Source organism: Rhodococcus phenolicus (genome assembly GCF_001646785.1).
Taxonomy (GTDB): domain Bacteria; phylum Actinomycetota; class Actinomycetes; order Mycobacteriales; family Mycobacteriaceae; genus Rhodococcus; species Rhodococcus phenolicus.
This window is the reverse complement of the sequence record NZ_LRRH01000026.1, coordinates 1-19,587: the sequence shown is the minus strand read 5'-3', so window position 1 is coordinate 19,587 and position 19,587 is coordinate 1. Positions and strand designations below refer to the sequence as shown.

Genomic DNA, 19,587 nt, shown 5'->3' with positions numbered 1-19,587 from the left:
ACTCCACGGGGCACTATCGACGACGTCGCCGAGGGTTGGAAACAGCGGATCCGGATGGTCATCTCCAAGGACGGCTCGACCCGTCCACGCAAGTGCAGCCTGGACGTCGTGATGTGTGTCCGCTCGTTCTATCGTGACCTGCAGGAATGGTCCCTACAGGACCCGGCCTGGGCGCAGTGGAGCGTTCCCAACCCGATCCGCAAACGCGACGTCGGCGGACAGACGAAGGCTCGCCGCTCCACCACCGCCGAGATGCACCAACGTGTCCGCGAACGTCTGCCGCATCTGCCGATCCTGCTCGAGACCGCTGATTGTCACCGACGCGAGCAAGCAGCATTGCTGGCGGCAGTCGACGCCGCACCTGTGGGGGCAACGATCGACTATGCCGGGCGCAGCTATCGGCGTGTGCTTCCTCGGTACTTCACCACTGCACGCATGCGAGGGCTGCCCTCGCCGCCTCATCGCATCGAGGATGTGGTCAGTGGTGAGGTGATCGATGTCGACAAGACCGAGTCCGATGCGTTCTGGGCGTGGGCAAGCATCGAGACGTTGCGGCACACCGGTGTCCGGGTCGAGGAACTCCTCGAGATCTCTCACCTGGGGTTGGTCTCCTACACGGTTCCCGGCACGGGCGAGTTGGTGCCGATGTTGCAGATCGTGCCGTCGAAAAGCCACGAGGAGCGTCTGTTGCTGGTCAGTCCGGAACTGGCCAGTGTGCTGGCCTCGATGATCACACGTCTGCGCGCCCAGAACGGGGGCACCGTTCCTCTCAGCGCCCGTTACGATCCGCACGAGCGTGTCGCCGGTCCACCTCTGCCGCATCTGTTTCAGCACCGTATGGGCTGGAAATGGGTGGTGCCGGCCACCACCACGGTGCAGACCTGGCTCACCCAGACCGTGGCGCGATCGGGCCTGACCGACGCTACCGGCAGCCCGCCGCACTACACCCCCCACGATTTCCGCCGGATGTTCGCCACCGAGGCGGTAACCGGCGGGCTGCCCGTCCACATCGTCGGCCGGCTGTTGGGGCACAAGAACCTCAACACCACTCAGGCCTACATGGCGGTGTTCGACGACGAGTTGGTCCGCTCCTACCGTTCGTTTCTCGATGCTCGTCGTGCTGTGCGCCCGGTCGCTGAATATCGCGAACCCACCGACGAGGAGTGGCAAGACTTCCAGCAGCATTTCGAGCTGCGCAAACTCGAACTCGGTACCTGTGGCCGCCCCTACGGCACTCCGTGCAAGCACGAACACGCTTGCCTCCGATGTCCGAGTCTCCGGGTGGATCCGCGTGCTCGACGCCGACTGGTGGAGATCATTGCGAATCTGCGCGATCGGATCGAGGAAGCGCAGGTCAACGGCTGGACAGGTGAGGTCGAAGGACTACGTGTCAGCCTCAAAGCCGCCGCAGCGAAGCTGGTCAGTGTGGACCGGATGCAACAGAGGAGCTCGACACGGGCCGCTAGTCCGGTTGATCTGGGCATACCGGTCCTCAACAGCTGAGCATGTTGAGTACTTGCCCATCAATGCAGATCAGGGGCCAGCGCCCGAATAGGGCCAGCCCCTGAGCTGAGAAGATGATTCACAGTCAAAAAGCTTCGCAGCCTGGCTGAGGGGCGTACCCCTCGGGGCGCTGAGTCAACGCGCAGACCCACGAGCGGTCGATCCGCCACTCACCATCATCTTGAACGAACGGCAGCTTTCCCTCACCTGCATTCGTGTCTCCGTAGTACCCGTTCCCGAGCGCCCAGAGAATTTTGCCTTCTTGCTCGACCCGTGTTACCTCAAACCTCATCGTTCCCGGATCTCCGGCGGCAACGGTGGCAGGATCGTAAATAGTGGGCTGTGGTCCTTCTCCGGAGACAGGTTGCATCCCTGGATCGACGGCCGCACGTTGAAGGGCGGTCTCCTGCCCAGGATCGGTGATCATGTTGGCCTTGGCCTGAAGCTCCTCCAGCGATGAAGACGCGGGGGCTGATGGAGCAAGTGTCTGTGGGGCCTCCCTGGGCGAAGGTACTGCAGGAGTCGAGGTGGACGGCTGGGCGCTTGCCACAACCGCAAAACTCACACCTGCGACGACCGCTGCGCCTGCGAGGCCAGCTCCGAGCCCGACCATCATCCTGTCTCTACCGTTCATGCCCATCCTCCCGATTGAATCCAGCTTCCTCTTGTGGCCTGGTTCCGTCAAACGCAAGTGTAGAAGCGCGTCGAAAAAACGTTGAAGGCTCGGATGTAACCACATTCGAAATTCTGCTGAAAGATTGGTTGACCATTTGAGTACTCTGCGATGTACTCGTCGTTGATTGGGTATCGAAATATTCCAGCTTCGTACCCGACCTGGCCCCAGGAGATAAGAATAACTCCCCAAACTGGGTGTGCTGCCGGTGCATAATTCTTCCAGTACACTATCCCGCGGTTTCCGAACTCACTGCGTTTGCCGGTGGATCCGGGGTTACTCAGTTCATTCGACGTGGGACATCCCAGCGGCCCACCGAGCCCGCCCTTCTGAAGGTACTTTGCCTCAATGAGACCCAGCACCCAGTAGCCGCAGTAGAGGCCATCCGCCTTAGCCTCTTTGCTTGTCAGGCCGAAAGTTCCAGCTGTCATTGTTAGAACGGCGACCACGATTGTCAGGAGCCTCTTCGTGTTCTCGTTCATCCTTGATAGAAGCATGTTTCACCCCTCCTGGTTCTTTGAAGTCCCCTGGCTGTGCAGTCGATACCGATTTCGGTTTCAGATTCCCCAGCCTCCCGCCTGGATGGTATCGGACATTAGCCGTGTTTTGGAGAACCGGGCGCGAAACTTCGAGTGCAAAAAGACCGTCGATTTTGGACGAGCGCGGTTCGATCGGTAGGTATAAGATCTCCGCTCCTTTGATTTATCGACTGTAGAAGTCGCTGAAGTAGTGTCATTTCGATGTTCGCGGTGTGAGGAGGTTGTGGCACGCGGAGTGCCCTTCTGACGAACAGTGCATCGTTCCATCGACGTGGTATCAGGAGACCTCACAGCTCGCCACGCGAGCGCAGGCTCTTGAACTAGAAGTCGAAGCAGGAACGCAAAGAAGTGGCCGCTCGTGCGACGAGGTTCGGCTCTACGCCTGCGGTTGTTGACCCGAGTAGGGGTCAGCCGCCGCACGGTGCCGTAGTGGGAACGATGCCGAAACGGCGGCAGATTATCAGGCGGCTGGTGTTGTCAGCAGCGATGCTTGCATCCCTCAAGTCCGGTGAAGTGGGGTGAGGCGGCTACGACGGAGAGGCGTCCGCCGGCGCACCCGCGACCACGACCACGGCGGGCAGCGCCCCGACGGCGAGGTCGATGTACTCCTCCCGGGTGATCCGCGGATCGCGCAGCCACTCGATGGTGGTGTCCTCGACGAACGCGATCCATCCGCGGACCGCGAGGTGGACGGCGGCGGTCAACTCGATCCCGAGGAGCGGCAGGTGCGCGGCCGTGCGGTCGACCATCGCCGTCCGGGTCTGTTCGAAGACCTCGGTCATGTCGGGGTCGCTGCTGCCGGCGCCGCGCAGCATCGAGACGTACGTGTCGCGGCGTTCGGTGACGTAGTCGACGTAGGCGACCAGGGTGCCGCGCAGCATCGAGATCGGGTCGAGGCTCTCGTCCGGCGCGGTGCGCTCGAGCATGTCGCGGCTGATGTGCCGGACGATCTCGACGTGGAAGTCGTGCTTGCTGGCGAAGTAGTGGAACAGCAGTCCCCGGGACACCCCGGCCTGATCGGCGATCTCGTCGACGGAGATCTGTTCGAGCGGCCGCTCCGACAGCATCTGCACGCCCAGGTCGATCAATTGCGCGCGGCGCTGGGCCGGGCTCAGCCTGGTGCGTTTGGTGCCGGTGGTGTTCACACCTGCCATGCAAGCACCTCTGTTGAATTAGAGTCAACAACACTGTTGACCATCTCTCAATAGACCCCTACGCTCATGTACATGAGTCTCCCGGTTACAGATACCGCCGCCGGCACCGCCGCACGGCAGGTCGACACGTTGATCATCGGCAGCGGGTTCGCCGGACTCGGGGCCGCCATCCGGCTCACCCGCGCCGGCAAGGACTTCCTCGTCCTCGAACGCGGCAACGAGGTCGGCGGTACGTGGCGCGACAACACCTACCCGGGTGCCGCGTGCGACGTGCCGTCGAATCTGTACTCGTACTCGTTCGCCCTCAACCCCGACTGGACGCGCTCGTTCTCGCCCCAGCCGGAGATCCAGCGATACATCTCCTCGGTCGCCGACAAGTACGACGTCCGCCGCCGTACCGTCTTCGGGTGCGACGTCCTCGGAGCGCGCTGGAACACCGCGACGTTCCGCTGGGACGTGCACACCACGACGGGCGACTTCAGCGCGAAGATCCTGGTATCCGCGGTCGGCGCACTGTGTGAGCCGTCGCTGCCGGACATCCCCGGCATCGAGGGTTTCGAAGGCGAGATCTTCCATTCGGCCCGCTGGAACCACGAGGCCGACCTGACCGGCAAGCGTGTCGCGGTGATCGGCACCGGCGCCTCGGCGATCCAGATCGTGCCCGCGATCGCCGGCCGCGTCGAGCACCTCGACGTCTACCAGCGCACCGCGCCGTGGGTGCTGCCCCGCGCGGACCGCGAGTACACGACCGTCGAGCACCTCGCGTTCAAGTACGTGCCGGGCGCTCAGCGACTGTCGCGGGCGCTGCAGTACCTCACCCGGGAAACCCAGGTGGTGGGCCTGGCCAAGGCCCCGATCTTCATGAAGCCGCTCGAGTTCGCGGCCCGCCGGCACCTGCGCCGTCAGATCTCCGATCCGGAACTGCGTCGCAAGGTCACCCCGAACTTCCGGATCGGCTGCAAGCGCATGCTGATCTCCAACAACTACTTTCCGGCGCTGGCCCGCCCGAACGTCGACGTAATCACCGACGGCATCGCCGAAGTGCGCGCCGACTCCGTCGTCGCCCGTGACGGCACGGTCCGGAAGGTCGACGCGATCGTCGTCGCGACCGGCTTCCACGTCACCGACTCCCCCACGTTCGCCGGCATCGTCGGCAAGAACGGCCGTTCGCTGGCCGAGGTGTTCGACGAGACCGGCATGCAGGGTTACAAGGGCAGCGCCGTCGCCGGATTCCCCAACCTGTTCTTCCTGGTCGGCCCGAACACCGGTCTCGGCCACACCTCGATGGTGTACATGATCGAATCGCAGCTCAACTACGTCGTCGACGCGATCGACACCCTCGACCGGCACCGGATCGGGACGATCGAGGTCCGGCAGGAATTCCAGGACGAGTACAACCGGAAGCTGCAGGACGCGTTGAAGAACAGCGTGTGGAACAACGGCGGTTGTGCGAGCTGGTACCTCGACAAGCACGGAAACAACACCACGCTGTGGCCCGGGTTCACCTTCGAATTCCGGCGCCTGACCAAGAATTTCGACCTCGAAGCGTATCGTGGCGTGGCGGCCGCGGACCTGACCCCGGCGGTCGCCGCGACCGTCGCCGAGCAGACCGAAGAGTCCGAGCAGAGCACCGGGAAGGCAGCAGTCCGATGAGCGAATTCGCAGGCAGGGTCGCCGTCGTCACCGGCGCCGGATCGGGCATCGGGCGGGCGCTGGCCGTGACGCTCGCCGCGAAGGGCACACGCCTCGCCCTGTCCGACGTGGACACCGTCGGACTCGCCGAAACGGTGCAGCGGGCAAAGGATCTCGGCGCGGAGGTGCACTCCACCCATCTCGACGTCACCCAGCGCGAAGCAGTCTTCGAGTATGCCGACGCGGTGCTCGAGAGGTTCGGTGTGGTGAACCAGGTCTACAACAACGCCGGGATCGCCTACCACGGCGAGTTCGAGCGGACCGAGTTCAAGAACATCGAACGCATCATGGACGTCGATTTCTGGGGCGTCGTCAACGTGAGCAAGGCGTTCCTGCCGCACCTGATCGCATCCGGCGACGGCCACCTGGTCAACGTCTCGTCGTTGTTCGGCCTGCTGTCCATGCCGGGTCAGACCGCTTACAACGCAGCGAAATTCGCGGTTCGCGGATTCACCGAATCACTCCGGCAGGAAATGCTGATCGCCGGCCACCCCGTCCGGGTCACGTGCGTGCACCCGGGCGGTATCAAGACCGCGATCGCCCGCAACGCGACCGTGCCGGACGGCGACGACCAGGCGAGTTTCGCGCAGTTCTTCGACAGCAAGCTCGCCCGCACCACGCCCGAGGACGCCGCGAAGACCATCGTCGACGGCGTGCGCAGGAACCGGGCACGGGTGCTCATCGGCGCCGACGCGAAACTGCTCGACGCGTGGGTGCGGCTCGTCGGACCGTCCTATCAGCGAGTGGTCGCGATCATCGCCGGCCGCGTGTTGCCGAAGGGTTAGGAAACCTCCGATGCCCCAGTTCCCGCTGCCGCTCGTCCGCGCGGCCCTGCGCCCGATGTACCGGCTCGCGCTCAACCCGCGACTGTCGTATCCCGTGCGGCAGCGTCTGCTGGAACTTGCGGCACCGATCCAGACCCTGCCGCCCGGCACGGTCGTGCAGCACACGACCCTCGCCGGCCGTCCCGCCGAACGGATCACGGTGGGCGCGACCGAGCGACGGACCGCCGTGCTGTACCTCCACGGCGGTGCGTACACGTGCGGGTCCCCGGCAACGCACCGGTCCCTCGCAGCACATCTGGCGGCGGCGACCGAGTCGGCGGTGTACGTGCTGGACTACCGTCTCGCACCGGCGAATCCGTATCCGGCGGCACTCGACGACGCTGTGGCCGCGTATCTCGAGCTGATCACCGAACGCGGCGTGGACGCAGCACGCACCCCGATCGCCGGGGATTCCGCCGGGGGTGGACTGACGGTCGCGACGGCCCGGCGGCTCGCGGACCGGCACGGGGTGACCCCGGCCGCACTCGGCCTGCTGTCACCGTGGGTGGATCCGGGGGCGCGCGACGTCCCGTTCGACCGTGACACGGTGCTCACCACGGCGTGGGCGTTCCCGTCCGCCCAGGCGTACCTCGGCGGCGGCGACCCGGCCGATCCCGGCTATGCGCCGATGCACGGCGACCTGACCGGCCTCCCGCCCACGTTGATCCACGTCGGCACCACGGAGGTGCTCTATCCGCAGGTCTCCGAGTTCGCCCGGCGGTTGCGGGCGGCCGGCGTCGATGTGCGGGTCACCGAACAGCCCCGCCTGTGGCACGTCGCGCACCTGCAGGCGTCGCTGGTCCGCGAGGCCGCGGATGCGATCGTCGACCTGGGCGCGTTCCTGCGCTCACGCATGCTCGCCGAGCCACTCGTCGGCGACGACCGCTGAGTCCTCACCGTCGTCGACCCTGCCGCGCATTTCGGCGAGGTCGGCGGTGGTGAGCTCACCGGCGATCACCCGGAGCGCGTCGAGCTGACGCTCCCCGAACACGTCCCGCCGGAACAACGGGACGACGTTCTGCGCCGTGAACACGGGAGCCGGGGCGTCCCCGCCGGTCTCGTCGTCCCCGGGCGAACGGTCCGGGACATCCGCCAAGGCGACAAGGTCGGCGCCGACAAGCGCCGGCGACGCGGTCGTGAGCGCACCGAGCGCACCCCGGTCGGTCACGGCGTGCACGGCAGCGTCGTCGTCGACCCGTTCGACGGCAGCGGGCACGCACCCGGTCGCGTCCAGCGCGTCGAGGCCCCCGGACTCCACGAAGGCCGGTGTCGCCGCGACCGTGAGTTCGGCGCAGCGACCGGCGATCCCGTCGATGTCGGTGACTCCGAACGCGGCCGAGGTCGCCTCGCTCAACACGAGGACGGCCCGGTCCTGGGCGGTCGCGTAGTCGGTGACCGTCAGATCCGTGGGCAGCGCCCGGCCGAGCGCGGCGAACACGTCCTCGGCGTCGGTCTGCGGTGCGGATGGTTCGAAGTACCCGAGCAGCCGGCCCGTGTAGCCGGGGACGAGCGTGACCTCGGCGGAGTCCAGTGCGGCGAGCGTCCCTGCCCGGTCGTCCAGGTCGCGGACCGCCGCGTCGATTCCGGTGCGACGCAACGCCCCCGCGTAGAGATGGGCGAGGAGTTCACCGTCGGCGCCGGGGCCTGCGCCGACGACCACGCCGGACGGTCCGGGGGTGTCGTCGAGGACCGGTGACGCGCATCCGGCGAGCACCGCCGACACTGCTGCCGCTGCGATCAGGGCTGCGCCCCACCGTGCCGTGCTCTTCGAGTTCGTGGTCACCGTGCCATCCTCGCGTACTCCCGGCGACGCCGAACGCCCCGGCCCGGAAGCCTTGGTGCGGGCTCCGTCCGGGGCGTGCGGTGCGATGCCGCTAGCCGGTGACACCCTCGGCCTTCGCCGCGGCCGCGACGGCCTCGGCGACGGCGGGCGCGACGCGCGGATCGAGCGGGCTCGGGACGATCTTGTCCACAGCCAACTCATCGCCGACAACCGAGAGGATGGCCTCGGCGGCAGCGAGCTTCATGCCCTCGGTGATGCGACGGGCACCCGCATCGAGCGCGCCCTTGAACACACCGGGGAAGGCCAGCACGTTGTTGATCTGGTTCGGGAAGTCGCTGCGGCCGGTCGCGACGATCGCAACGTGCTTGCTCGCGACGTCCGGGTGGATCTCCGGATCCGGGTTCGACAGCGCGAACACGATCGCGTCGTCGGCCATGGTCGCGACGATCTCCTCGGGCACCGTGCCGGCGGAGACACCGATGAACACGTCGGCACCGTCGAGGGCCTCGATGAGGCCGCCGTGGCGTCCGGCCGGGTTGGTGCGCTCGGCGAGGTCGGACTTGATCGGGCCGAGGTCGGTGCGCTCGCGGGAGACGATGCCCTTCGAGTCGAGCACGACGACGTCGGTGGCACCGGCGGCGAGCAGGATGTTGGTGCAGGCCACGCCGGCCGCACCGGCACCCGAGATGACGATGCGCAGGCCGGCGATGTCACGGTTCTGGACCTTGACGGCACCCTTGAGCGCCGCGAGCACCACGATGGCGGTGCCGTGCTGGTCGTCGTGCATGACCGGGCAGTCCAGGGCCTCGATGACGCGCTGCTCGATCTCGAAGCAGCGGGGAGCGGAGATGTCCTCGAGGTTCACGGCACCGAAGCTCGGGCGCAGGCGCACGAGGGTCTCGACGATCTCGTCGGGGTCCTTGGTGTCGAGCACCAGAGGGATCGAGTTCAGGCCCGCGAACTTCTTGAACAGGGCGGACTTGCCCTCCATCACCGGCAGCGAGGCACGCGGGCCGATGTCGCCGAGGCCGAGCACCGCGGTGCCGTCGCTGACGACGACCACGAGGCGGTTGGTCCAGGTGTAGCGGGCCGCGAGGGTTTCGTCGGCGGCGATGGCGCGGCTGACCTGGGCGACACCCGGGGTGTACGCGATCGACAGGTCGCGCTGGTTCTCGAGCGGCGAGGTGAGCTCGACGGACAGTTTCCCGTCGATGTGCGCGTCGAAGATTTCTTCGTCGGTCAGTTCGAGCTTGCGGGGCGTTGCGTCGGACACGATAGACACGATGACACTCCTGCTTGTTCCGTGACCACGCGGGTCGCGGTTACTGCGAAGTAGCTGCGACGACTTGCATTTCGTTCGCAGGTGCTTCGCCAAGGACAGTTTCGATGAAGCATCCGGGCGCGATCACGGTTACCGCTGTACTACGCTGTACGACTTCCGGAGCGTGATGGCGCCGTGGCTGGTGAGCCCTGGCGACGAGCCCTTGTACAGGGTCTGCCATCTTCGTCCGACATCAGGGGGTAGTTCCGGTGCCGGAGTGGTCGCAAGTTTGCCACCTTCACAACAGAACAATCAAATCGCTATTCGTTGCGAAGGTCTCACTCTTCGAGCGTTTCACCTGTGAGTTTCGACGAATCCCGGGGTCTTGTCCACGTAACAGACGAATTACTCACGGGTAGCGGGGAGAATACGAGTACTCATCCCCACCACTGCGTGAACATCAGGAAAATTGCAGTGATGAAGACCACACCGGAACCGGGCAGAACGGCCAATCCACGACGGCGATCCGCGGACAGCTGAGCCGCGATCACGACCAGCGCTGCCACCACGTGAGCCGACACCGACTCGACACCCGGACCCGGAACTCCGCGGTCGCCGCTCAGATACTGGGCGCCGCCCACGACGAACGCGAGGACCACGACCGCTCCGCACACCAGCCCGGACAGCCCCCGGACCGCCCGCACGGCGGCGTTGTCCCGACGCCCGGCACGATCGAACACCTCGGTCGGCGCGTCCGACGCATCGTAGTACTCGTCGTAGTAGTTGTCCCCGTCGTAATACGGGTCGCTGTAGTAGTTCTCGTCGTACGAATCGTCCCCGCGCCGACGCCGCGCATTCATCCGACGACCACCTCGACACCCGACGACCGCGCGACCAGTTCCTCGAACGCCGCCGGGTGCGTCGTGAACCGTCCGATCCCGATGTCCTTGTTCGCACCGTGATAGTCCGACGAGCCGGTGACGAACATGCCGAGATTCGCGGCCATGTCCCGCATCAACCGCACATCCGCATCGTTGTGATCGGGATGCTCGGCCTCGAGCCCGCCCAGTCCGTACTCGGCGAGCTCCTCGATGTGATCGAGTGCCAGCAACCGGCCCCGCGACCGCGCACGGGCGTGTGCGAGCACCGCCACTCCCCCGGCGGCCGCCACCATGCGCACCGCGTCGTCGAGCGCGGTGTCGTCCTTGGGCACGTAGTAGCGGCCCCGCGGCGACAGCAGATCCGTGAACGCGGCCCCGACCGTCGGCACCACGCCCGCGTCGACGAGCGCCCGGGCCAGATGCGGCCGGCCCGCCACCGGACCCGCGGCCTCGACGACCCGCTCCGGGTCGATCGGCAGGCCGTCCTCGGCCATCCGGTACGCCATCGCACGGATCCTCGCGACCCGCTCCCCGCGCAGACGCTCCCGCTCCGCAGCGAACACCGGGTCGGCCGGATCGAACAGGTACGCGAGCAGATGCACCGCGACGGGGTATCCGTCCTCGCCGCGACCGGTGCACGACATCTCCATGCCCCGTACCAGCGTCGTCCCGGACGGCAACGCCGCGAGCGCCTCGTCCCAGCCCGCGGTCGTGTCGTGGTCGGTGAGCGCAACGACGTCGAGTCCCGCCGCCGCAGCGGTACGGACCAGGTCCGCCGGTGTGTCCGTTCCGTCGGATGCCGTCGAATGGGAATGCAGATCGATGCGCACACCGACAGTCTGTCAGGCCGCGACAGGACAACAGGTCAGGGCAACGCCCCCGGCCGGGAACCACGAGCGGGATAGCATGACCGGGCCGAGCTGCCGTGCGGAAGGGAACCGATGCCGAACCTGCCGTCCAGGCCGTCCCGCCGCGACCCGGACCCGCGGCCGGCGATCCCGGTGCCGGCCGAGCGAGCCGTCGTCGACTGCGCGATCTACGTCGACGGCCGTCGCCTGCCCGGCCGCTACACGCACGCCGCGGCGCTCGCCGAGGTCCGCCGCCGCGGCACCGGATTCGTGTGGCTCGGCCTGCACGAACCCGACGAATACCAGATGACGAGCGTCGCGCACACGTTCGGGCTGCACGAACTGATGGTCGAGGACGCCGTGCACGCTCACCAGCGGCCCAAGCTCGAGCGGTACGACGACGTGCTGTTCCTGGTGTTGCGCACCGTCAACTACGTCGAACACGAATCGGTGACGACCACCAGCGAGATCGTCGAGACCGGCGAGATCATGATCTTCACCGGACCCGATTTCGTGGTGAGCGTACGACACGGCGATCACTCCGGTCTGTCCGAGGTCCGCAGCCGTCTCGAACGGTCGCCGGAGCGGCTGATGCTCGGGCCCGCGTCGGTGCTGCACGCCGTCGCCGATCACGTCGTGGACTCCTACCTTGCGGTGACCACCCTCATCGAACCCGACGTCGACGACCTCGAGGAACTCGTCTTCACCCCCAGCACCCGCATCGCCGTCGAGCAGATCTATCTCCTCAAACGGGAGATCGTGGAACTGCGGCGGGCGGTCGTGCCTCTCGCCGCGCCGCTGCAACAACTCACCCGGGCGCCCGGCAACCCGGTTCCGAAGGACGTGCGGCGGTACTTCCGCGACGTCGCCGACCATCACACGACCGTCGCCGAACGCATCGCGACCTTCGACGAAACCCTCAGTACTCTGCTCGACGCGGCGATCGCCAAGGTCACGGTGCAGCAGAACACCGACATGCGCCGGATCTCGGCGTGGGTGGCGATCGCGGCGGTCCCCACGATGATCGCCGGCATCTACGGCATGAACTTCGACGAGATGCCGGAACTGCACTGGGAATACGGCTATTACCTGGTCATCGCGCTGATCGCGGTCATCACCATCGCACTGTTCCTGACGTTCCGGCGCAACAAGTGGCTGTGAGCGGAACCGTCCTCGACCGTCCCCGCACCGCGCTGCGGCGCTGCGATCGGACCCGGCTCGTCCTCGGTGTGGGGTTCGCGCTCGTCGCGGTGCAGGTGGTCGTCCGCGCGGTCGTCGCCGCTGCCGGCGAGCTCTACTGGGACGATCTGATCCTGATCGGCCGCGCGGGAACCTATCCGCTGTGGTCCGCCGATCTGCTGCTGCACGATCACGACGGGCATCTCATGCCCGGCGCGTTCGTCGTGGCCGCCCTCGCCGATGCGCTCGCGCCGTTGCAGTGGTGGCCGGCCGCGGTGTCGCTGGTGCTGGGGCAGGCGGTCGCGTCGCTCGCGATGCTTCGGGTGCTGTGGCTGCTGCTCGGTCCGCGCCGGACCCTGTGGGGACCGCTGGTGTTCTACCTGTTCACGCCGCTGACACTACCCGCGTTCGCGTGGTGGGCCGCCGGGCTCAACACCCTGCCGATGCAGGCGGCGCTGGCGTGGGTCGCGGGCGACGCACTGCTGGTCGCCCGCACGGGGCGGCGCCGCCACGTGGTCTCCGCGACCGTGGTCACCGCCCTCGCGTTGCTGTTCTTCGAAAAGTCGATCCTGGTGCCGTTCGTCGCGTTCGCGACCGTTGCGCTCGCCTACCGGGTCGACGGGCTCGCACGACCGGTGCGCCTCGCCGCCCGCCGCGGGCGTAGCCTCTGGATCGTCTCGGCGGCGCTGCTCGCCGGGTGGGCGGCCTGCTACCTCGGGCTCGTCGAATCACGCTTCGGTGTCCCCGACTTCGCGATGGTGTCCGGCCTGACGCACCACGGACTGTCGTACGGACTGGTCCCGACGCTGCTCGGCGGCCCGTGGCTGTGGGAACGCTGGAACCCGAGCCCACCGTGGGCGACACCGCCGATCGCCCTGATCGTCGTGAGCTGGGTGGCCGTGGCCGCGGCACTGGTGTGGAGTGTGCGGCGCCGTCGGCGAACCGGATGGGTGTGGGCCGCGACCGCCGCGTACGTGATCGCCTCTCTCGTGGCGATGATCAGCACCCGGTTCGGTGCCGAGACAACGTACGAACTCGCCCAGACACTCCGGTATTTCGCCGACTCGGCGGTGATCGGCGCGATCGCGGCCGCATTGATCCTGCGGGCCCCACCCCGCAGCGCGCCGGCCGGGTCTTCCCCTCTGATCGCAGCCGCCTGCGCAGTCGCGTTCACGGCGAGTTCCCTGTGGTCGACGGTGACGTTCACCCGGAGCTGGGTCGACAATCCGACCGGCGACTATCTCGCCTCCGCACGCGCCGCACTGACCGCGCACCCGGACGTGCCGATCCTGGACCATCCGGTGTCGGTGTGGGTGCTGCTGCCGGTCACCCACCCGCACAATCTCATCGGATCGGTCTTCTCCGCTCTCCCCGGCCGATCCGAGATCACCGACAGCGCAGCCACTCTGGCGGTGCTCGACGACTCCGGCGCGCTCGTCGACGCCGCCCTGTTCGCCGTGCGCCGGGTGCCGCCGGGACCGGAACCGGACTGCGGGTACCGGCTCACCCCGGGCACGACCGTCGTGCTGCCGCTCGACGGCCCGATGATGGAACTGGACTGGACCGTGCAACTGAACTATCTCGCGGCCGGGTCCGGGGAGATCGAGGTCGGGTTTCCGGGCGCGGCACTCACACGGGTCCCGGTCGCGGCCGGCCTCGGCACCGTCTACGCCCGGGTGCCGGGAGGCGGCAGCGGACTGCAGGTGCGCTCCCCCGCGACCGGACCGGCCGTGTGCTTCGGCGGCGGTCCGGTCGGGGTCGTCACACCGAGACAGCAGTGAGCGCCGTCAGCCGGCCCAGCCGGCACTCCGGACCGCGGCAACCGCCCCGCCGTCGACGAGCAGGTCGGTGCCGGTGACGAAACCGGCCTGCGGATCGAGCAGGAACGCGGCGGCTGCCGCGATGTCGTCCGGCGTACCGAGACGACCGGTCGCGGACATCTCGACCATGGCGCGCATGTTCGCGCCGGAGTCGCCGGCGAGTTCCTCCTGGCCCATCGGGGTGGAGATGACACCGGGGCTGATGGAGTTGATACGGGCGCCACGTGCGCCCCACGCGCCGGCGGACGCCTGCACCCGCAGAGCGTTCGCCCGTTTGGCGACCACGTACGCCATCGCCGGGTGTCCCAGCGTCTCGGGCGCCAGGAACGGCAGCCCGAGCAGCTCGTCGGTCGGGGTGGTGGCGAGCGCCTTCTCCTGGTCGGCGGGCAGGCCCCCCGACATGTGCCCGGCCATGCTGGCGATCACGACGCCCGCACCGCCGGACGCGACGACACGTGCGAACTCCTCGAGGACGAGCGCGACGCCGAGGAGGTCGACCCGCAGGACCGCCTCGGTGGGGGCCTGCACCGGAGACAGTCCCGCGGTGTGCGCGATGTGGGTGACCCGTCCGAGTCCGGCAGCAGCATCGGCGAGGACCACGACCGAATCCCGTTCGGAGACATCGACGGTCTGTTCCGTGACGTCGTGTCCCTCACCGCGCAGCGTCTCGGCCGCAGCGCCGAGCGTGGTCTCGTTGAAATCGGCGAGCAGCACCTTCCGGCCGCTGCCCAGCCGGCGAGCGATCGCCAGGCCCATGCCGCCCACGCCGATGACGACGACGACGTCCTTGTCCATCCGTGCCTCCCGTGAATGATCGGATGGACGCGACTGTAGAGCACCGGAGAGGTGGATCACATCCATCAACGGGAGTGGATCGGATCACATCTGCGGCTGGCCGCGATTGGGGTCGCGCACGTCGATTCCGGCTTCGGCCCAGGCGTCGCGCAGCGCACCCGCCCCGCGCAGCCGCTTCCATGCCGCTTCGGTTCCGGTCAGGGGCACCGCGTCGAAGAACCGGACCGGATCGGCCGGTTCGGGCAGCTCCAGGTCGGGAACGTCGCTGGGCCCGAGCAGAACGGCGGTGAACGGCGCGTTCTCCCACAGCGGTTCGCCGAGATCGAGCAGGGCGTCGTCTGTCAGGACGACACCCTCGACGGCGGGCAGCGCCGCAAGGATCGCGAGGGTGCGGTGCACACCTGCGGTGATGCCCTCCGCGTGCCGCAGACTCAGGATCAGTTCGGCGCGAGGGCCACGCGTCGGGTCGGCGACCATCGCCGCCGGATCGCCCATCGGGTGGCGGGAGCAGCCGAGGGTCACGAAGCGGGTGAGCCCGGAATCGTCCGCCCGGTAGCGCAACACCTCGATGGGTTCGAGCCCCAGGAACGTCACCGACGCCGATTCCGGGTCGGCGCCGGACGCGTCGACGACATGGCCGGTCAAGTGGGCTCGGACTGCGGGGAGCACGGCGTCGGTCACTCCTGCAATCTACGCCGCCCGCGGTCTCCGATCCTCGTGCCCGGTCAGCGGTCGTCGTCGACGAATCGCACGCGGTGGCCGCCCGCCGTCGGCGCCGCGAAGTCCAGCAACCGCAACCCTTCGGCCTCGAGCGCGGACCGATTCGACGCCGTCAGCCGTCGCCACGGTGTGATATCCAGTGCCGCAGATTTTTTCGTGATGTTCAGGTCGGCGAGCCCGGCGGCGGTACCACCGACGAGCACGGCAGGTTTGACGATGCCGTTCTGCGTCATGATCCGGCCGCGGTTCTCGTCGGAGACCAGCCGGGAGCGATCCGCGTGGGAGAGCAGTACGTTGTCGAAGGGAGCGAGGATGCGGGCCGGAGCGGGGGTCGCCGGGTCGGGTCGCGGGGCGTCGGGCAGGTCGAACAGTTCGACGCCGCGTTCGTCGCGGAACACCTCGAGCCTCGCGCGCATCCGCTCGAACACCTCCCCCAGGCGGGTGAGCCCGCACCACGCCTGCGCGTCACGCACGCTCGCCGGACCGAACGCCCCCAGGTACCGCAGCAACAGCGATTCCGGATCCGGGGTGAGTAGCGGCAGACCGGTCCACTCGTCGAGCGCGGCCAGTCGCGGCAGTCCGGACCGCCCCCACAGTCCGCGCGGCGGAACCTGCACCATCGGCACGAGGCCGCGCACCCCGTGGGCGAGGGCCTTCGGGTCGCGGCCCGCGAATCGTTCGGCCAGAAACGGCTGCAGTTCCTGCTGACTGCGCGGCACGTCGCGGACCAGGTCGCGTCCCGCCGCGGCGAGCGCGTCGCGGTCCACCCCGGCCAGTGCGGACGCATGGGTGGTGTTGGTGTCCAGGTCCCGGTCGAGCAGGGGCTGCACCCACGGCCGCAGCGCGCACGCGTCGGCCGCCGAGACCGCGAAGATCGTGCCGCGCATGAGCACGATCCGCACCACCTCGCGGGAGGCGATGAGGTCCGAGAGGGACTCGGGCGCGAATCCGCGGATACGGGTCCACAGCGCAAGGTAGGGCGGCACCGGGGCCTGCGCCTGCAATCCCAGCAGATGCTCGATCATCGGCAGCGGCTCGAGGGCGCTGCGGCGCAGCAGATGCTGACGGGCGAGGGTCGCGCGGCCGAGTTCCCGGGCGGTGAGGGTGCGTGGTGTCACGGACACACCTTCCCATCGCGGCGTCCCGTCTGCCGGATCCCGTAGGCGCGCAGGTCTTTAGCACTGCTACGGTCAGCGAATGGGAAGATCCGGCACGTTGCGCACTCGACTGCTGTTGCCCGCACTGTGCCTGATCGTCACCACCGTCGCAGTGATGCAGACGGTCGTGGTGCCGATCGTCGGCACCATCCGCGACCAGCTCGGCGTGAGCACCACCGCCTCCGGCTGGCTGCTCACCGCGAATCTGCTGGCTGCCGCGGTCGCCACCCCGGTGCTCGGACGGCTCGCCGACCTGCGCGGCAAACGCTCGATCCTCATCGGGATCCTGTGCGTCGTGCTCGCCGGTTCGCTGCTGTGCGCAGTCACCGATTCGTTCGCCCTACTGGTCGTCGGCCGCGTGTTGCAGGGTGCATCGTTCGCCTTGTTCCCTGTCGGGATCGCGGTGCTCCGCGAGGAAGTGGACCATGATCGGCTCATCGGCGCGATGGGCCTGCTGTCCGGCACGATGGGTGTCGGCGGAGCGATCGGCATGGTTCTCACCGGCGCGACCGTCTCCGGCGACACCGACTACCGGCGGGTGTTCTGGCTGGTGGTGGTGTTCAACATCGTCGGACTTGCGCTGGCACTGGTTGTCGTCCCGAAGCGCGCAGCGGCCGCCCACGGACGGATCGACTGGGCCGGCGCGGTCCTGTTGTCGTTGGGCCTGGTCCTGGCACTGCTGGCCCTGTCGGAGGGCGGCACGTGGGGGTGGCGTTCACCGGCCACGTGGCTGTGCGCCGCCGGTGGCCTGGCTGTGCTCGCCGGATGGTTTGCGTTCGAGCGCCGCGTCGACGAACCGATCGTGCCGCCGCGCATGCTCACCCACCGCCCCGTGCTCGTGCTGCATCTGACGGCGTTGCTCGTCGGCGTCGCGATGTTCGTGAACTTCCTCGCGACCTCGTACTTCGTTCAGACGCCTCCGGCGGCGGGCTACGGATTCGGTTCGACGGTGCTCGAAGCGACCACCGTGTACATGCTGCCGGGCGCCCTGGTCGGAGTGATCGCCGCGGCGCTCGCGGGCCGACTCGTGCACCGTTTCACCGCGAAGTGGGTACTCGGCGGGTCCTGCATGATCGGCACCGCCGGATTCGTGCTCATCGCCGTGCTGCACGACCGGACCTGGCAGATCATCGTCTCGGGGATCCTCGTCTCGATATTCGTCAGCCTCGCCTACGCGGCGCTGCCCGCCCTGCTCGTCGCGGAGGTCCGGCCCGACGAAACCGGCGTTGCCAACAGCATCAACTCGATCGCGCGAACCGTCGGTAGTTCACTGAGCAGCGCGCTGGTCACCACACTGCTCGCGACGCTCGTCACCACCGACGGCCATGTGAAGCAGAGTGCCTACGTCGCGGCGTTCGGACTCGCCGCGGTCGCCGCGACGGCCGCGGCGATCCTGGTGTTCGTCACCGTGCGCACACCCACGCGGACGCTCACCGACGCCGAGGAGGACGAGGTCGACGCGACGGCGCTGGCCGCGGAATGGGCCGGGGTCGGCGGGCTCGCCGGGGGCCGGACATCCGCCGTCGGGAAAGCCGATCCCACTGGCGCGGCAGAGCTGCCGTAACGCGAATGGTGGTGTGACCTGTTTCGTTCTGTGTGGATTCGTGCCCGCCGGGCGAACACGAATCCACACAGAAGGAGTTACGAAACCGAGTTGCGCGAGTACCGGCGCACAGTCAATCACCCTGCAGCCGGCCGACTGCTGCATTCGCCGCCGCGGCGGCCCGCTCGGCGAGCGTCGCGTCCTGCGCCGCGGCTTTGGCCGCGCTGCGCGCGAACTCGCGTTGCTGTTCGGCGTGCGCGAGCTGCTCGCGCAGTTCCCGCACTTTCGTGTCGTGCTCGGCGAGTTCCTGCTCGGCTCTTTCGGCGGCGGCCCGGGCCTCGACGGCGGCCTCACGAGCCGCTTCCGCGTCGGCGACCGCGCGTTCCAGTTCGGCCGCGCGGACCCGCTCTCTCTCCTGCTCGGCAGCGCGCGCCCGTTTGTCCTCGGATCTCCGTTCGGCGCCGGTCTCCTTCACCCGGTCGCGAACCACTGTCAGCGGAGCCGCACCCGACTCACCGAATCCACTGTACTCGAGGGAGGTTTCGAGCCGGCCGGATCGCACTCGCTCCTCGATGTCCGGGTCGGCCAGCGCCGCATTGAGCGTCTGCCCGACCTCCCGCAGCGCTGCCTCGCTCACCCGACGCCCGTGGGCGACGGCGAGCCGGCCCGCCTCACGTTCGAGCGCCCCGACCGCCTGCCGTCGCTGTGCCGAGAGCTTGCGCAGATCGCTGCCGGACAATCGGCGTTGCGCAGTACGCAGCGCGCCACCGAGGTCGAGCAGCGCAGCGAGTTCGTCGGCGCGGTCGCGGGCGAGCAGGTTCACCAGCCACGCCGCGACCGTCGGTTTGCGCAGTTTGCCGATCGCCGCTGCCGTGTCCCGGTCCCCGGCTTTGCGGGCCTGTGCGACGTGTTCGTCCCTGGCTGCGATGAACTCGTTCGGGTCGAGCCCGTACAGTTCGTCGGCGATCGCCTCGGAATCCTGGTCGGCACCGGCCATCGCGTCACCGGGACTCGTCGATGTCAAGACGGCCCCCGTTGCCGGTGGCGCCGGTCACGAGGATCGTCATGAGGCGAGCCTACGTCGATCCCGCCGGGCGCGGACCGGTCTACAGCGCGAGCTTGGCGAGCAGATCGCGGGCGCGTTCGGCGGTCTTCGGTTCACACAGGACGTCGTAGCGTCCCGCGACGAGCTGCATCGTCGACGAGAAGTCCCGT

Annotated in this window: 18 protein-coding genes and 1 pseudogene; 7 read left to right on the top strand and 12 right to left on the bottom strand. The window is 68.0% G+C overall.

The window, feature by feature from the left end:
* Positions 1-252 precede the first annotated feature (252 nt).
* The gene (locus tag A8G15_RS08780) at positions 253-1,503 is read left to right on the top strand and encodes a tyrosine-type recombinase/integrase (RefSeq protein ID WP_245687762.1); all 1,251 of its coding nucleotides are present in this window, start codon (positions 253-255) and stop codon (positions 1,501-1,503) included.
* Between the two features lie 85 nt (positions 1,504-1,588).
* Here the strand turns inward: A8G15_RS08780 and A8G15_RS30530 are convergent, their stop codons facing one another.
* From A8G15_RS30530 to A8G15_RS08775, 3 genes are all read right to left on the bottom strand, one after another.
* On the bottom strand, positions 1,589-2,188 hold the full coding sequence (locus tag A8G15_RS30530) for an MTB12 C-terminal domain-containing protein (protein ID WP_156665311.1): 600 nt from the start codon (positions 2,186-2,188) through the stop codon (positions 1,589-1,591).
* Positions 2,185-2,658, bottom strand: coding sequence for an LGFP repeat-containing protein (locus A8G15_RS29750; protein ID WP_169833875.1), 474 nt, complete (start codon positions 2,656-2,658; stop codon positions 2,185-2,187). Before A8G15_RS29750 ends, A8G15_RS30530 begins: the two co-directional genes overlap by 4 nt.
* A 584-nt stretch (positions 2,659-3,242) precedes the next feature.
* Positions 3,243-3,869, bottom strand: coding sequence for a TetR/AcrR family transcriptional regulator (locus A8G15_RS08775; RefSeq protein WP_068158025.1), 627 nt, complete (start codon positions 3,867-3,869; stop codon positions 3,243-3,245).
* Between the two features lie 72 nt (positions 3,870-3,941).
* Here A8G15_RS08775 and A8G15_RS08770 point away from each other — a divergent pair, with 72 nt between their 5' ends.
* Genes A8G15_RS08770 through A8G15_RS08760 form a run of 3 tightly spaced genes read left to right on the top strand, consistent with a single transcriptional unit; the run spans position 3,942 to position 7,274 of the window.
* Entirely contained in the window at positions 3,942-5,522 is a 1,581-nt protein-coding gene (locus A8G15_RS08770) for a flavin-containing monooxygenase (RefSeq protein ID WP_068158035.1), read from the top strand.
* Positions 5,519-6,346, top strand: a complete 828-nt coding sequence (locus A8G15_RS08765) for an SDR family NAD(P)-dependent oxidoreductase (protein WP_068158023.1) — start codon at positions 5,519-5,521, stop codon at positions 6,344-6,346. The genes A8G15_RS08770 and A8G15_RS08765 overlap by 4 nt, the downstream gene beginning before the upstream one ends.
* A 10-nt stretch (positions 6,347-6,356) precedes the next feature.
* Positions 6,357-7,274 (top strand): alpha/beta hydrolase, encoded by a 918-nt coding sequence (locus A8G15_RS08760; RefSeq protein ID WP_068158020.1) that lies wholly within the window; start codon positions 6,357-6,359, stop codon positions 7,272-7,274.
* On the opposite strand, the gene A8G15_RS08755 is transcribed toward A8G15_RS08760, so the two are convergent.
* The 4 genes from A8G15_RS08755 to A8G15_RS08740 form a co-directional block, all read right to left on the bottom strand.
* Entirely contained in the window at positions 7,233-8,168 is a 936-nt protein-coding gene (locus tag A8G15_RS08755; protein ID WP_068158018.1) for a glycine betaine ABC transporter substrate-binding protein, read from the bottom strand. The genes A8G15_RS08760 and A8G15_RS08755 overlap by 42 nt on opposite strands.
* A 91-nt stretch (positions 8,169-8,259) precedes the next feature.
* Positions 8,260-9,450 (bottom strand): NAD(P)-dependent malic enzyme, encoded by a 1,191-nt coding sequence (locus A8G15_RS08750; RefSeq protein WP_068158017.1) that lies wholly within the window; start codon positions 9,448-9,450, stop codon positions 8,260-8,262.
* 416 nt (positions 9,451-9,866) lie between these two features.
* Positions 9,867-10,289: a hypothetical protein gene (locus A8G15_RS08745; RefSeq protein WP_068158016.1), complete on the bottom strand. Its 423-nt coding sequence runs from the start codon at positions 10,287-10,289 to the stop codon at positions 9,867-9,869.
* The gene (locus tag A8G15_RS08740; protein ID WP_068158015.1) at positions 10,286-11,140 is read right to left on the bottom strand and encodes a PHP domain-containing protein; all 855 of its coding nucleotides are present in this window, start codon (positions 11,138-11,140) and stop codon (positions 10,286-10,288) included. The genes A8G15_RS08745 and A8G15_RS08740 overlap by 4 nt, the downstream gene beginning before the upstream one ends.
* 111 nt (positions 11,141-11,251) lie before the next feature.
* On the opposite strand from A8G15_RS08740, the gene corA reads away from it, so the two are divergent.
* Both corA and A8G15_RS08730 read left to right on the top strand, forming a co-directional pair.
* The gene (gene corA / locus A8G15_RS08735) at positions 11,252-12,319 is read left to right on the top strand and encodes a magnesium/cobalt transporter CorA (RefSeq protein WP_068158007.1); all 1,068 of its coding nucleotides are present in this window, start codon (positions 11,252-11,254) and stop codon (positions 12,317-12,319) included.
* Positions 12,320-12,351: 32 nt separating this feature from the next.
* The gene (locus A8G15_RS08730) at positions 12,352-14,118 is read left to right on the top strand and encodes a hypothetical protein (protein ID WP_068158033.1); all 1,767 of its coding nucleotides are present in this window, start codon (positions 12,352-12,354) and stop codon (positions 14,116-14,118) included.
* A 6-nt stretch (positions 14,119-14,124) separates the two neighbouring features.
* On the opposite strand, the gene A8G15_RS08725 is transcribed toward A8G15_RS08730, so the two are convergent.
* The 3 genes from A8G15_RS08725 to A8G15_RS08715 all read right to left on the bottom strand — a co-directional run bounded on the left by A8G15_RS08725 (position 14,125) and on the right by A8G15_RS08715 (position 16,790).
* On the bottom strand, positions 14,125-14,952 hold the full coding sequence (locus tag A8G15_RS08725) for an SDR family oxidoreductase (protein WP_068158005.1): 828 nt from the start codon (positions 14,950-14,952) through the stop codon (positions 14,125-14,127).
* Between the two features lie 84 nt (positions 14,953-15,036).
* Positions 15,037-15,633 carry a suppressor of fused domain protein gene (locus A8G15_RS08720; RefSeq protein ID WP_068158002.1) on the bottom strand — a complete coding sequence of 199 codons (597 nt, stop codon included), beginning with the start codon at positions 15,631-15,633 and terminating at the stop codon, positions 15,037-15,039.
* A 44-nt stretch (positions 15,634-15,677) separates the two neighbouring features.
* A complete protein-coding gene (locus tag A8G15_RS08715; protein WP_068158031.1) occupies positions 15,678-16,790 on the bottom strand; it encodes a winged helix DNA-binding domain-containing protein in 1,113 nt (370 codons plus the stop codon).
* 79 nt (positions 16,791-16,869) lie between these two features.
* Here A8G15_RS08715 and A8G15_RS08710 point away from each other — a divergent pair, with 79 nt between their 5' ends.
* A complete protein-coding gene (locus tag A8G15_RS08710; RefSeq protein ID WP_068157999.1) occupies positions 16,870-18,393 on the top strand; it encodes an MFS transporter in 1,524 nt (507 codons plus the stop codon).
* A gap of 112 nt (positions 18,394-18,505) precedes the next feature.
* On the opposite strand, the gene A8G15_RS08705 is transcribed toward A8G15_RS08710, so the two are convergent.
* Positions 18,506-19,369 carry a hypothetical protein gene (locus A8G15_RS08705; protein ID WP_068157998.1) on the bottom strand — a complete coding sequence of 288 codons (864 nt, stop codon included), beginning with the start codon at positions 19,367-19,369 and terminating at the stop codon, positions 18,506-18,508.
* A 109-nt stretch (positions 19,370-19,478) separates the two neighbouring features.
* Positions 19,479-19,587, bottom strand: a pseudogene (locus tag A8G15_RS29745) (general stress protein); the annotation flags it as partial.